The organism is Acidobacteriota bacterium, from assembly GCA_022340665.1.
Lineage (GTDB): Bacteria > Acidobacteriota > Thermoanaerobaculia > Thermoanaerobaculales > Sulfomarinibacteraceae > Sulfomarinibacter.
Genome location: JAJDNM010000056.1, coordinates 1 through 12,712, shown reverse-complemented (window position 1 = coordinate 12,712; position 12,712 = coordinate 1). Strand labels below are relative to the sequence as shown.

General features: G+C 64.2%; 11 protein-coding genes. 5 read left to right on the top strand and 6 right to left on the bottom strand.

The genetic code is table 11. The annotated features are described in order from the left end of the window. Nucleotides 1-523 precede the first annotated feature (523 nt). The 4 genes from LJE93_07550 to LJE93_07535 form a co-directional block, all read right to left on the bottom strand. Nucleotides 524-877, bottom strand: coding sequence for a four helix bundle protein (locus LJE93_07550; GenBank protein MCG6948749.1), 354 nt, complete (start codon nt 875-877; stop codon nt 524-526). 293 nt (nt 878-1,170) lie between these two features. Further along, on the bottom strand, nt 1,171-1,662 hold the full coding sequence (msrA, locus tag LJE93_07545; protein MCG6948748.1) for a peptide-methionine (S)-S-oxide reductase MsrA: 492 nt from the start codon (nt 1,660-1,662) through the stop codon (nt 1,171-1,173). Nucleotides 1,663-2,078: 416 nt separating this feature from the next. Further along, nucleotides 2,079-5,360, bottom strand: a complete 3,282-nt coding sequence (locus tag LJE93_07540; protein MCG6948747.1) for a glycosyl hydrolase — start codon at nt 5,358-5,360, stop codon at nt 2,079-2,081. A gap of 40 nt (nt 5,361-5,400) precedes the next feature. Then, the gene (locus LJE93_07535; protein ID MCG6948746.1) at nt 5,401-7,047 is read right to left on the bottom strand and encodes a C69 family dipeptidase; all 1,647 of its coding nucleotides are present in this window, start codon (nt 7,045-7,047) and stop codon (nt 5,401-5,403) included. 87 nt (nt 7,048-7,134) lie between these two features. On the opposite strand from LJE93_07535, the gene LJE93_07530 reads away from it, so the two are divergent. Beyond that, nucleotides 7,135-7,878 carry a hypothetical protein gene (locus tag LJE93_07530; protein ID MCG6948745.1) on the top strand — a complete coding sequence of 248 codons (744 nt, stop codon included), beginning with the start codon at nt 7,135-7,137 and terminating at the stop codon, nt 7,876-7,878. A gap of 78 nt (nt 7,879-7,956) precedes the next feature. Next, entirely contained in the window at nt 7,957-8,172 is a 216-nt protein-coding gene (locus tag LJE93_07525) for a hypothetical protein (protein ID MCG6948744.1), read from the top strand. A 216-nt stretch (nt 8,173-8,388) separates the two neighbouring features. On the opposite strand, the gene LJE93_07520 is transcribed toward LJE93_07525, so the two are convergent. Beyond that, nucleotides 8,389-9,984, bottom strand: coding sequence for an NAD(P)/FAD-dependent oxidoreductase (locus LJE93_07520; GenBank protein ID MCG6948743.1), 1,596 nt, complete (start codon nt 9,982-9,984; stop codon nt 8,389-8,391). Continuing rightward, complete coding sequence (locus LJE93_07515; protein MCG6948742.1) at nt 9,977-10,282, bottom strand: MTH1187 family thiamine-binding protein; 306 nt, start codon at nt 10,280-10,282, stop codon at nt 9,977-9,979. The genes LJE93_07520 and LJE93_07515 overlap by 8 nt, the downstream gene beginning before the upstream one ends. Nucleotides 10,283-10,596: 314 nt before the next feature. Here LJE93_07515 and LJE93_07510 point away from each other — a divergent pair, with 314 nt between their 5' ends. From LJE93_07510 to LJE93_07500, 3 genes are read left to right on the top strand one after another with little or no spacing between them, the layout of a single operon-like run. Further along, a complete protein-coding gene (locus tag LJE93_07510) occupies nt 10,597-11,157 on the top strand; it encodes a histidine phosphatase family protein (protein ID MCG6948741.1) in 561 nt (186 codons plus the stop codon). A 12-nt stretch (nt 11,158-11,169) separates the two neighbouring features. Continuing rightward, nucleotides 11,170-11,994, top strand: coding sequence for a hypothetical protein (locus LJE93_07505; GenBank protein MCG6948740.1), 825 nt, complete (start codon nt 11,170-11,172; stop codon nt 11,992-11,994). Between the two features lie 22 nt (nt 11,995-12,016). After that, on the top strand, nt 12,017-12,601 hold the full coding sequence (locus LJE93_07500) for a thioredoxin family protein (GenBank protein MCG6948739.1): 585 nt from the start codon (nt 12,017-12,019) through the stop codon (nt 12,599-12,601). The last annotated feature ends 111 nt before the right edge of the window (nt 12,602-12,712 follow it).

The window sequence follows — 12,712 nt, the reverse complement described above, 5'->3', positions numbered from 1 at the left end:
CCCCAAAATAAATGATCGCGCCGTTCCCGGACCTGGGTCCGCGCTTCGCTTGTCGGCTTCGTCGGGATGATCACCAGATCTATCCCTCCTCCCCTCTGTCGCTCATCGCACCCCCAGGCCCAAATCCGGCGCGATGCGAATCCCTCGCTCCAGGCTTCGTTCTTCCCACTTCGCCGTGAACGGTGTCGCCCGGGTTCGCAGGCCCGAAGGTCGGCTCCAGCGCCTGGCGGCGCTGGGAGTGCTGCGCCTGCGGCGTCGCCCTGTGGCCCGAGGCCTCTCCCGGGCTTCTGCTGCGGCCCGCGATGCGCCGCAATCTGGCGCCCGCAGGCGGGCCCCATCTCACGACGCCTCGCGGCCCTCGCCACGAAGCCCTACGCGGCCTCGGTCCGGCTGCGCTGCGCGCAGCCGCCGACCAGCTGCTGCTCTTTCCTTTTTCCGGTGCCAGGATCCACGGCATCAGGGACAAGAACTACGGCGGCAGCCAGCGACCGTACCAGGAGGCAGCATGTGGGGTATGGCCCTGTCACGATCTCGGATTGAGAAGCCGCCAGGTCATGGCGCGGACCTCATCGAAAACCGACAGCACCTCGTTGGCTCTGGTGCGATTGACGGCTCCGGCACGAGTGAGGAGCCGTAGGTGGCTGTCGGCCTCCTTCGCCGATGCGTAGGCTATTCGCCAGAAATGGAGCCTGTCTCTTCCAGATCTGCCGTGATCCTCCGCGATGTTGGCCGGAACTGAACTTGCTGAGCGAATTACCTGATCGGCGATCGATTTCAGCGGAGCCGGGACTGTCAACACGAGTCGAATGGCGATGCCGGCAGCGTCGAGAGCCTTTTCATGGACAACGAGTCTCGTGTTGCTGAGGGCGCTGGACATGGTCACCTCCGGGTCGTTCATGCCGCCCCTCGAGCCGGTGAGACAGCTGATGTCAAGGGTGCGACGCACCGGCTTGACCGGCTTGCCCTTGACATCGGCTGGCCACCGGCTATGTCTCAGATCGAACGACCCGGGGGGTGACCACGACGGCCTCACAGGCCGGACCGCTGTCCGTGCTACGGAACCGGCCACTCTGTCCCGGTCAACTGTTGTTGCCGCTGCACGCTGATCCTGCCCCTGCGGCAGATACCTGTACCTGCTTACTGAGATGATCGAATCTCCGCCGAGTTTCGTTATCTTCCCCCACCAGCGTGACCGAGATTGCAGGCAGCTTGGCTGTTCTTCTCGAGGTAGCGCTGGTGATACTCCTCGGCCCGCCAGAATGTCGGCGCAGGCTCGACCACGGTGGCAATCGGTCGGGACAGGCGGCCACCGTCTTCGAGACTCTGTTTTGCCGCCCGAGCCTGCTCCTCCTGCTCGGGAGTGTGAAAGAAGATCAACGAACGGTACTGGTCGCCAACGTCGGGGCCCTGGCGGTTGACCTGGGTCGGGTCGTGCATCGCCCAGAAGTTGTCGAGGAGGGTTTCATAGGACACCCGCGTCGGATCGTAGGTGACCTCGACCACCTCGGCGTGACCTGTGGTGCCCGAGCAGACGTGCCGGTAGGTTGGATTCTCGGTGTGGCCGCCTGCGTATCCGACCGCGGTATCAGTCACACCGTCGATCCTCCGAAACGCCGCCTCCACACCCCAGAAGCATCCCGCGCCAAATGTCGCCTTCGCCATGCCGTGTCCTCCAGCGTGCACAACGTTGAGCCGAGCGACTCTCTTCCCCGTGCCCGATGTCCGCCCGCCGCGGTCTGCGACCGCGGCAGCACGTCCTCGGGTCTCCGGCCATTCGAGAGAGAACTCTCGTCTGTCCGTCAAACCTCACTCGCCCGCTGTCGTTACCGGGCTTCTGCTGCGGTCCGCGATACGCCATGATCTGGCGCCCGCGAGCGGACGCCATCTCACGCCGTCTCACGGCCCTCGCCACGAAGCCCTCCACTCCAGCGTTCGCCGACTGTCGCATGCCAGGGTGATGGTCGGGTTTTGCTAATCCAACATCCAACATCCCAAAACCAATCGGGTGGATGGACGGAAATCCGAAATCCCAATTCCTAATTTCTAATTCCTCATTCCTCATTCCTCATTCCTCATTCCTAATTCGACCAACTGGGCAGCCTCCCCGGTGTCCACGGTGCGCCGGCAGCCTCGAGCCGGCTCTCGAAGGCCTCGAGATCGGAGGCGAGGACCTTCAACCGCGCGAGCTCCACCGAAAACGCTTCCGCGGCCCACCGGTAGGCGTCCTGCTGGGTGCCGGTCGGCGCCGAGGTAGTGTCCCACTGGGATCCGACGATGTTGTACACCCGGCTCGACACCGACGGCGGCGTGTTCACATTTCTTCGCTGTCTCGTCCGGTCGCCGCGGAGTGCGACCAGGATGTCGTTCAGCTCGGTCTGCATCCGCTGCGATTCGGCGAGCATGGCGGTGTCGGCTCCGGGTGTGTCGTAGAGCGCCTTGCGGGTGTGAGCGAGACGGCTCTCCGCTTCGCCCGCCCATCTCAGGGCTCCGCGAACCGCACGTTCCAGGTCCCACGTCTTCTGCTGAAACGCCCGTGCCGCGGCCGGATCGTCGGCGGCAAAGGTGTTGATTCCAAGGTCTGCCACCTGAAACTCCTGCGGGCCCGCGAGGTCGGTGGTGACGCCGTCGACCGTGCTCGACATGGTCACGCTGTAGGTGCCGGGCAGGGCGAGGGGTCCAACCGGGTCCCGCTCCCACGGCAGGCGTTCCTCGGCCTTCTTGATCGAGGTCGGGCGCGCGCTCGGGTAGCGGAGGTCCCAGGTGGCCCGGTGCAGGCCCTTCGAGATATTGCCGTCGATCCGGCGCACCACCGCGCCGCTGCCGTCGCGGATGGTGAAGAAGACCTTGGGCTCGATCTGCTCCTCCTCCGCGCGGAGCGCCTCGTAGGTCGGAATCACCGGCTCCTTCTCCGATTTGCGGGCCTCCTTCTCGGCCTCTATGCGGGTATCCTCGAGGGTCTTGAAGCCGTCCTTCAGGTAATAGGTGAAGGTCGCGCCGAAGGGCGGATTGTCAGCGGTGTAGAAGGTCTCACCGCGCGAACCGATGCGGCTTCGTTTCTCGACGAAGCGGAGGGCGGGTTTGGTCGGGAAGAGGATCGCCTCCTCCTCGAACGCCTGCTCCGAGACCTGGCGGAGCGGCGTGTAGTCGTCGAGGATGTAGAAACCGCGTCCGAAGGTGGCGAGGACAAGGTCGTTCTCCTGGCGGTGGATATCGAGATCACGCACCTGGATGGTGGGCAGCCCACCCTTGAGGCGGATCCAGTGCTGTCCTTCGTCGACCGTGAAGTAAAGCCCGAATTCGGTGCCGGCGAAGAGGAGCTCGGGTTTGACATGGTCCTGCACCAGCGAGTAGACGATCTCGCGTTCCGGCAGGTCGCCAGCGATCGAGCTCCACGAGCGGCCGCGGTTGCGGCTGACGAAGACATAGGGCGAGAAATCACCCCGCTTTTTGTTGTTGAAGGCGGCGTAGACGGTGTCCGCGTCGTGCTGCGAGGCCTCGAGACGGCTGACGTAGGTCATATCCGGCACCCCGGAGACCTGGTCGATCGCGCTCCAGGTGGCGCCACCGTCCTCCGTCACCTGAATCAGGCCGTCATCCGTGCCGGCGTAGATCAGGCCCTCGACCAGCGGCGACTCGCTGAGGGAGACGATACCGCCGTAGTTCGAGGTCGACATGTTCTTGGCCACCGCGTCGATGCTCTGGATCGACCCGAAGACCGGCAGCGAGTTGGGATCGATCTGGCGGCTGAGGTCCGGGCTGATCGCGGTCCAGGAGTCTCCGTGGTTGTCGGAACGGTAGATGCGCTGACAGGCGAAGTAGAGCCGGGTGGGGGAGTGGGGGCTGATCATCAGCGGCGAGTCCCAGTTCCAGCGATGGGCGGCTTCACCGGGCTCCTCCTGCGGCTGAATGCCCACCGCCTCGCCGCTGACGCGGTCGTAGCGGACCAGCCCGCCGTACTGGGATTCGCTGAAGACGATGTTGGGGTTGGTGGGATCGACCACCGTCTCGTAGCCATCGCCACCGCAGGTGATGAAGTAGTCCTCGTTCGAGATCCCCGACTTGTAGAGCGTGCGCGACGGTCCGCCCATCGAGTTGTTGTCCTGGGTTCCGCCGTAGACGTAGTAGAAGGGCTTCGAGTTGTCGACCGACACCCGGTAGAACTGGGTGATCGGCAGATTCTCGAAGAACCGGTAGGTGTTGCCCCGGTCGAAGCTCTCGTAGATGCCGCCGTCGCATCCGACGATGAAGTGGTCCGTGTTGTCAGGGTCGATCCACATCGCGTGGTTGTCGACGTGCTTGTTCTTTTCGCCGACCCGCTTGAAGGTCTTGCCACCGTCTTGGCTCACGTTGAGGAAGGTATCCATGGCATAGACCCGGTCCGGATCCCTGGGGTCGGCCAGAAGCTCGTTGTAGTACTGCGGGCTTCCCGAGACATAGTCCGACATCTTCGACCAGCTTTCGCCGCGGTCGTCCGAGCGGAAGGTCCCGTTCTTGTCGCGTTGGGCCTCGATCACGGCGTAGATGACGTCGGGATCGGCCGGTGAGACAGCGAGACCGATCTTGCCCATGTCGACCTTGGGCAGGCCTTCGCTGAGCTTGCGCCAGGTGGCGCCGGCATCGGTCGATTTGTATATCGCCGATTCAGGGCCGCCGTCGATCAGGGTCCAGACGTGGCGCCGGCGTTGATAGGCCGCCGCATAGAGCACATCCGGATCGCGTGGATCGAGATGGACCTCGTTGATGCCCGTTTCCTCGGAGACGTGGAGCACGCGTTCCCAGTTCGCCCCTCCGTCAGTCGTCTTGTAGACACCGCGATCGCCGCCCGCCTTCCACAGCGGTCCCTGCGCGGCCACGTACACGACGTCCGTATCGCGGGGATCGATGGCGATCATGCCGATGTGCTCGGACTCCTTTAGCCCGACATTCTCCCAGTTTGCGCCGCCGTCGAGGCTCTTGTAGACGCCGTCGCCGAACGCCACCGAACGCTGGCTGTTGTTCTCTCCGGTTCCGACCCAGACCACAGCGGGATTCGACGGATCGAGAGTGACGCAGCCGATGGAATATGAGCCTTCTTTGTCGAAGACCGGCGTCCAGGTGATCCCGGCGTTGGTGGTCTTCCACAGCCCTCCAGAGGCAGTTGCTGCGTAGATGATGTGGTGCGCATCGGGTTGGACCGCGAAGTCCACCACCCGTCCGGAATTGATCGCCGGACCGATGTTGCGCAGTTCGAGGCCGGCAAAGGTCTTGGCCGACATTGGCTCGTCGTCGCCGTTCTCCGGTTCCTCGGCCACTTTCTTCTTCGCCATCGCCGGTGCCGCGATCAGGGCCAAAACCACCAGCAGGATCCACAGTTTCTTCATTGATTCCCCCCTCGTTCATTGAATTCGGGCTGCGACGGGCTCAATACGGGAGCTCGTTTTCCGCCGTTTCGGGTTGCTCGAGCTTGAATTGATCCGGCCGGGCGCGCAGGACCTCGCGCAGCCAGCTTTCCGGATAGCCGCGTTCGACCTCGTTCCCCTTGCCGGCCACGTAGCCGTCGTTGTAGGTCGTGAGCAGGCGCTCACCAAGCTCTTTCCAGCGACGGACCATCTCGTCGGCCTGACCGACCGAGTACAGGGTGAGATACTCCTGCAGCATCGCCGGGTCGGACGAGGCGAGGGCCAGGGCGGTCTCTTCGATCACCGGCTGCATCGCGAGGAACCTACCCTCCAGCTCCCGCTGCACCAGCAGGATGTCCTCCACCATGTACGCGTACTTGAGGTTGGCGATATTGGCGACGAAGTTGAAGACCCACCACGCCGAGTCCCACGAGAACGTGTCGATCCGGCCGACGGTGAATGAGTGAGGCAGGCGGTTGATGCCCGCGTACAACGGCACGTAACAGGAAGTGTAGGTGTCGTCGAGCCCGTACCAGTACACGCCGCCGATCGGGTCCGGCAGCCATGATCGTGATTGGGACACGAAGGAGAATCCCGTCTGCTGGGTCGAGATGGGGCGCTCCCAGGTGTAGCTCGTGCCGTCGACCTCCCAGGAGATCGGCCTCCAGCGGTTGGGATTCCCGAACGGCCCGGCATCGACTCCCCGGGTCATGTCGTACGGCGTTCCCTCGTAATGGTCCCGCATCAGGGCCATGACATCGGCCACGCTGAGCTTCGTGTCGGGTTTGATCCACAGGGGATAGGGCGTGGCGCCGCTGACGCCGCGGTGATAGTCGGGGTCGAGCTCGAGTGACGGCGCGGCGCGCCTGAAGATGCTCCAGACCCGGGTCGCCGTATATCTCCTCGATTGCACGGTCGGCGCATCGTAGGCGTCGGCGAAGCTGAACGGGTTGCCGTCTGCCGGATCGTAGTAACCCTTGTCGATCGCGAATGACACGACGTTCTCCGAGTACAGGCAGTTCTCGGGGTCGTCGCGCGGGAAATCCCTGATCCGTGGCCCGTTGGCATAGGCGGAGATGTAGCCTTCGGGGATTCGCCGAGCGACCCAGATGGCGCCGTCACCGCCCGGGCCGGTGCCGATCATCTCCATCAGCCACACCTCGTTCGGATCCGCGATCGAGAAGGACTCGGCCGTCGAGCGGTAGCCGAACTCCTCGACCAGCGAGGTCATGACCTCGATCGCCTCCCGAGCGGTACTGGCGCGCTCTAGTGCCATTTGCATGAGGGTCCAGTAGTGAAGCAGGCCGTCGGGGTTCTGCAGCTCCTCGCGGCCGGTGGTCGTGGTCTCGCTGATCGCCAGTTGGTGCTCGTTCATCAGACCGACAACGGCATAGGTGTGCTCCACCTGGGGGATGGTGCCGCGGAGCGTCCCGGACCAGTCCTTGATCTCGACCACGCTCCCGGGCTCGTGATCAGTGGCGTCCTTCCTCCTCATCCGGGGGTGGAACCGTCCGTCGCAGGCATAGGTGATGATCACCGAGCCGTCCGCCGATGCACCCTTGGTCACCAGGATGTTGGTGCAGGCGTTTGCGGGTCGAACGGAGGCGACCAGGAGCGCGACCAGGGCAGACAGAACCAGAACAGTTGAGATATTGCGAAAACGAAACATCAGCGCCTCCAATCCCGACTGGGTATGGTAACACCCGGGAGAGGGCAGTGCTCGCTTTCGGGGAATAGCTGAGACACAATTGGGTCCATGAATCAGCGAGACTTCAGCCACGCCAACAATCCGCAGTTCGAGTGTGCGGAATCGGTGATGCTCTTGCCTTTCGGAAGGCGATCCTATCTCTCCGCCGTCGTCGATGTTCTGGAAGGCGAGGCGGTGCCGTTGGACGAGACCACGGACCGTGAGGTGTATCAATTGACCGCCGCGCCGGCCGACGTCACCCTCGTTTACTCGGGAATGGGCTCGCCCGCAGCTGCCAACGCCCTCGAAATGGTGGCCGCAGCCGGTTGCCGCAGGGTCGTGGTTTTCGGTGCGTGCGGCGGCGTGGCGGAGGAAGTGGGAATCGGTGACCTCGTCGTCGCGCACGGAGCGGTCCGCGGTGAAGGCACGTCGATGTATTACGCGCCGCCGGGATTTCCGGCCTCGTTCGACCCTCTCGTGACAACAGCGCTGTGGCGAGAGGCTTCGAGGGCCGACGTTGCAGCCCATCGGGGTGTGGTTTTCACAACCGATGCCGGATACCGCCAGGGGCCCGAGATCTACGAAGACTGCCAAGGGCTCGTGATCGGCGTTGAATCGGAGTGCGCTGGCGTCGCCGTGGTCTGCGCCAGGCTCGGGCTGTCGGCCGGAGCACTGCTCTTCTGTACGGACAACGTCAACCTGCCGCGAACCGAGGATCGGCGGTATCGCGGTCTTGGCGACCCACGGGTGAGAAAGGGATTCGATTCCGGCCTCGGGGCGGCGGTCTCGGTGCTCTCGGCTTCAATTGAGTAGTGCATTGTCAGTAATCATTTCATTCTTTTGAAGTAATCGCGGGCAACAAATGCCCCCGTTTTGCGTACAGCAGAATGAATGGACTACCTCGAAATCCTCCGCCGCCGCGGCTGGCTGTCCGACCCGGGCGAACGGGTGCGGGTGGTGGCGGTCCACGCCAGGGACTGTCCCGCCAGGAACGGCGGCCTGTGCCGATGCGAGCCGCGGCTCGTGTTGGCGGCCTCCCTGCTCCCGCGCCGGGCGGAGGACGATGACCGTGATCTGCCGATGCTCCACGTCGCATCCGGCGAGTAGGCCTTCCCGGCCGCCCGCCCGAGACTGGATGCTCGATCCTGGATACTCGATCTGTCCGCGCACCTGGCTTTGCGCGTTGGACTTCGCCGTGGCAAGTCCCTCGAGAATTCAGCAGGGCGATTTATCGATTCGATCTAGCATCTAGCATCTAACATCCAGCATCCAGCATCCAGCATCCAGCATCCAGCATCGAGTGTCGGCGATCGATCCCGACACTTACCTCCTGGCAATCTCCCCGAGAAGGTTCCGACCGAGTATCGCCGAGGCGGAGAGCACAGCGCCGAAAAGGGCCCCGGCGACGCCGGCCGTGCAAACGTCCGCGCCGGTCAGGTAGAAACCCTTGAGACCGGTCCTCGGCCGCAGCGCGCGTTCGCGGAAGCGGGAGGGGGTGTGGTCGAGGCCGTAGATCTCGCCCTCGCCATAGGCCGCGAAATGGCGGGTGGAGAGAGGCGTCGAGAGCTCGGAGTAGGCGATCTTGCCGGCGATCTGCGGCACCTCGCGTTCGAGCACCTCGATGAGCTGCCCGGACAGTTCTTCCTTGAGGGCCTCGTAATCGTCACCGCGCCGCATCCATTTCGTGTCCTCCCACCGGCGGAAGCGCTCGTAGGGAGCGATGCCCACAACCTCCACCGTGGCCTTCCCGGGATGACGCCCGGTGAAGTCCGGGTCCTTGGCCGAGGGGAAGGAAATGAAGGCCAGCGGCACTGGTGCCTCGGGGTCGGCCAGGTAACGGGCGAGGTCACCGTCCTGGTCGGGACTGTGATAGACCCAGAGGTTCGAACGGCCGAGGCCCAGCTCCTCGTCGGTCTCGTCAAAACCGGCGTAGAGGCAGATGTGGGACGCTGATCGGCCGGTTTTCCGAAGAGTTGATCGCAGGGACTCACGGCCCGGGGTCCCGTCGGGCAGCAGGCGATGGACGGTGTTGGGAACTCCGATGTCGCTGATCACCAGCGGCGCCCTGATCTCCTGGCCGCCGGCCATGCGAACGCCGACCGCGCGGCCGCCCTCGACCACGACCGAAGCCACCTCGGCCCGGAGGACGATCTCTCCTCCGGCGGCCTCGATCACAGGTGCGGTCGACTCGGCGATCCTCGAGGCACCGCCGACCGGGTAGGCTGCGCCGCCGAGGTAGTGGTTGAAGATCATGGCGTGGATGACGAAGCTCGCCCGGGACGGCGGCAGGCCGTGGTCGCCGAACTGCGCTGCGAGGACCGCCTTCAGGGTGGGGTTTTCGGTGGCGCTGTCGAGGACCTCTCCGAGCGTGCGGTCGGAGGCGCGGAGGAACTTCCGCCGCAACCAGGGCCCGGCGATCAACGCGGCAGGTCCGGGCATCGCCTTCTCGGCGAAGAACGTGCGCGCGCCGACCAGGGCCTCACGTACCAGCGCGAGATAGCGGTCGATGCCGGCCTTCTCCTCCGGGAAGTAGGCATGCATGCGGTCGCGCCAGGCCTCGCGGCCGGTCACGTACTCCCATCGCTGTCCGCCGATCACCACGGTGTCGTAGACATCGCCCATCGGCTCCCATTCGAGGGTGCCGTCACCGACTGCGTCGAAGAGACGCCGCAGGATCGCGCCCTCGTGATGAACCTGGCCGATGTAGTGAACGCCAACGTCCCACTCCCAGTCCTTACGACTGAAGGCGTGGGTGAAGCCGCCCGCGGTGGTGTGCCGCTCGAGGACCGCCACCTTCCTACCCTCGTGCCTGGCGAGCAGGGCGGCGACGCCGAGGCCGCCGATGCCGGAGCCGACCACGATCGCGTCGAGATCGCCGGGATCCTCCCAATTCGCGAATGGAACGCCGACCTTATCCATTTTTCAGCTTCTCCTCCACCGAGCTCAGCTTGGCATCCATCGAGGGCTCACGATCGACCCGGGTGCCGAGGCGGAGATTGGTGGCGATGCGTGGTACGCCCATCTCGTGGAGTCGCTCGTGACAAGCCTTGAGGGCGGCCATGACCTGGTCCCATTCGCCCTCGACGTTGGTGCCGTTGGCGTGCAGCTTCGGTTCGAGCCCGTGCTCGCTCAGAGTTTTCTCGCAGACGGCGACGTAGCTCGACAAGGATAGGCCCACCCCGAGCGGGATGATGCTGATGTCGGCGATGGCTTTCATGGATTCCTCCGGGGCTAGGATACCCCTTTTGAATTGAAGTGGCAGGCCTTCGATCGACAGATGCTGGATACTCGATTCTGGATACTCGATCCGCCCACCCGCCCGCTGGATGTTCGTCTCTCGATACTCGTTTCTCGATCCGCTCGCCCACCCCTTGACAAGTCAGCGAGAGAGTTTATCGATTCGTTGAATCCAGCATCCAGCATCCAGCATCCAGCATCCAGCATCCAGCATCCAGCATCCAGCATCCAGCATCCAGCATCCAGCCTCGGTCTTTCGATCGGATTGTCCTGGCCGCTGTATCCTTGTCCGCCATGAGACCGCCTCTGGAATTGTGGCTCGTCCGCCACGGCGAAACGACCTACTCGGCGACCAAGAGGGTGGCCGGGTGGAGCAACCCGCCCCTGACCGACAACGGTCGGCTACAGGCGGAAGCCCTCCGTTCGGTGATCGACGGCCAGCGTTTCGACGGCGTCTGGTCGTCGGACCTCGAGCGGGCGGTGGAGAGTGCCCGTCTCGCCTGGGGAGAGCCCCGAACGGACAGGCGCCTGCGTGAATGCCACTTCGGAGCGCTCGAGGGCTGCACCTACGAAGAGGCGGATACCGCCTACCGCGAGGTGTTTCACGAGTTCCGGGGCTTCCAGGCGCCGGACGGCGAGTCGCACGACGAGCTCCGCCAACGGGTGCTCGACTTCGTCGATTCCCTCGAAGCCGGGCGCCACCTGCTCTTCGTCCATGGCGGCGTCATCCGGGTTCTCACGCAGGACCTCGGGGTGGACCGTTTCATACCTACCGGCAGCGTCCTCGCCCTCGATCTGGAGGCCGGGAAGGTGCTGTTTCTACGGGAGTCCGGGAATACCGATCGTCAGGATTGATTTTCGTCTGACATGAGTCTCGTGCGAGCCGCCGCATACGCAGTGCTCCTGGTCGCCGTTGGTTCTCCCATTGCGGGGATCGCGGACGATTCGCAGGACGGTCCGAAGGTCCGTGCGCGTCTGGTGGCCGAGCGTTCCAACCCGGCTCCGGGTGAGTCGCTTCTGCTGGGTGTCCACTTCGTCATCGACGATGGCTGGCACATCTACTGGAGGTACCCGGGCGACGCCGGCCTCGCCACCGAAATCCGGTGGCAGCTTCCGGAAGGATGGGCGGCAGGACCGCTGCTGTGGCCGGTACCGATCTCCTTTGTGCAGAGCGGAGATCTGGCGGGCTACGGTTACGAGGATGAGGTGGTGCTCGCGTCGGAGGTGGTGATCGGGGCCGGTGCCCTTTCCGAGAACATCGGTGCCGAGGTCTCGTGGCTCGCATGCAGGGACGTGTGCGTTGCGGGTTCGGCCAAGCTCGAGGCTGCGGTTGACGAGATTCCGGTCGAGCCAACAATGGGGGAGTGGAGGACGGAGTTGCCGCAGCCGTTGCCCGACGGCGAACCGCCCTTCGAGTGGCGAACGACCGGTGGCTTCGGCGATGGACGCCTCAACCTGTGGCTGCGGTGGCCGGATTCGGCGCCGAAGGTGGAGTGGTACCCCGACCCGCCCGAGGCGATCGAGGTCCAGGACGTGCGGATCGGCAGCCGCGCCTCTCTGACCAGGATCGACGCGGCGGTGCGGCGGCGCGCAGGCGTGAAGAACATCGATACTTTGAGCTCGCTGGTGGTGGTGGCCGCCGCCGACGGCTCCAGGCGCGCCTGGGAGCTCGAGCTCGCTGTCGACGACTGAACTGAAATCAAGGGAGGATGAGATGAAAAAGACGATGATGATATTGATGACCGTGTTTGCCGTGGCATCGGTAGCCGCGGCCGGCGTGAGCGTGGGTGACATGGCCCCCGACTTCACGCTCACAGACACCACGGGCCGTGAGGTGAGCCTGTCCGACTACTCGGGCAAGGTCGTTGTTCTCGAGTGGCTCAACCCCGACTGTCCCTTCGTGCAGCGCCACTACAAGGCGGGCACGATGAAGAAGCTGGCTTCCGCGTACGCCGGCAAGGGCGTGGTCTGGCTGACCATCAACTCGACCCACTACATGGACGCCGCTGCCAACGCCAAGTTCAAGGCAGCCAACGATCTGCCTTACCCCATATTGGTGGATCAGTCGGGCAAGGTCGGACACCTTTACGGCGCGAAGACCACGCCCCACATGTACCTCATAGACGGCGGCGGAAAGCTGGTCTACATCGGCGCCATCGACGACGACCCGCGAGGCAACAGGGACCAACCGGCCACCAACTACGTGGCGGCCGCCCTTGACCAGATACTGGCGGGCAAGGCGGTCACTATCGCAGAGACCAAGCCCTACGGGTGCTCCGTAAAGTACAAGACGAACTAGAAATCGGGAATGCCGGCCGCCCCCGTACAGTTTGTCATCCCGACCGAACGACCAGTTAATGCGAATGGTGGCTCTTCATGCTGGACGGAATTGACACTATGAATTTCGTTC

What these genes read in the sequence shown, in the direction of transcription:
- LJE93_07550 (MCG6948749.1), bottom strand. Translation starts at nt 877, where the DNA reads ATGTCCAGCGCCCTCAGCAACACGAGACTCGTTGTCCATGAAAAGGCT.
- LJE93_07505 (MCG6948740.1), top strand. Translation starts at nt 11,170, where the DNA reads ATGAGTCTCGTGCGAGCCGCCGCATACGCAGTGCTCCTGGTCGCCGTT.
- LJE93_07520 (MCG6948743.1), bottom strand. Translation starts at nt 9,984, where the DNA reads ATGGATAAGGTCGGCGTTCCATTCGCGAATTGGGAGGATCCCGGCGAT.
- LJE93_07535 (MCG6948746.1), bottom strand. Translation starts at nt 7,047, where the DNA reads ATGTTTCGTTTTCGCAATATCTCAACTGTTCTGGTTCTGTCTGCCCTG.
- msrA (MCG6948748.1), bottom strand. Translation starts at nt 1,662, where the DNA reads ATGGCGAAGGCGACATTTGGCGCGGGATGCTTCTGGGGTGTGGAGGCG.
- LJE93_07510 (MCG6948741.1), top strand. Translation starts at nt 10,597, where the DNA reads ATGAGACCGCCTCTGGAATTGTGGCTCGTCCGCCACGGCGAAACGACC.
- LJE93_07515 (MCG6948742.1), bottom strand. Translation starts at nt 10,282, where the DNA reads ATGAAAGCCATCGCCGACATCAGCATCATCCCGCTCGGGGTGGGCCTA.
- LJE93_07540 (MCG6948747.1), bottom strand. Translation starts at nt 5,360, where the DNA reads ATGAAGAAACTGTGGATCCTGCTGGTGGTTTTGGCCCTGATCGCGGCA.
- LJE93_07530 (MCG6948745.1), top strand. Translation starts at nt 7,135, where the DNA reads ATGAATCAGCGAGACTTCAGCCACGCCAACAATCCGCAGTTCGAGTGT.
- LJE93_07500 (MCG6948739.1), top strand. Translation starts at nt 12,017, where the DNA reads ATGAAAAAGACGATGATGATATTGATGACCGTGTTTGCCGTGGCATCG.
- LJE93_07525 (MCG6948744.1), top strand. Translation starts at nt 7,957, where the DNA reads ATGGACTACCTCGAAATCCTCCGCCGCCGCGGCTGGCTGTCCGACCCG.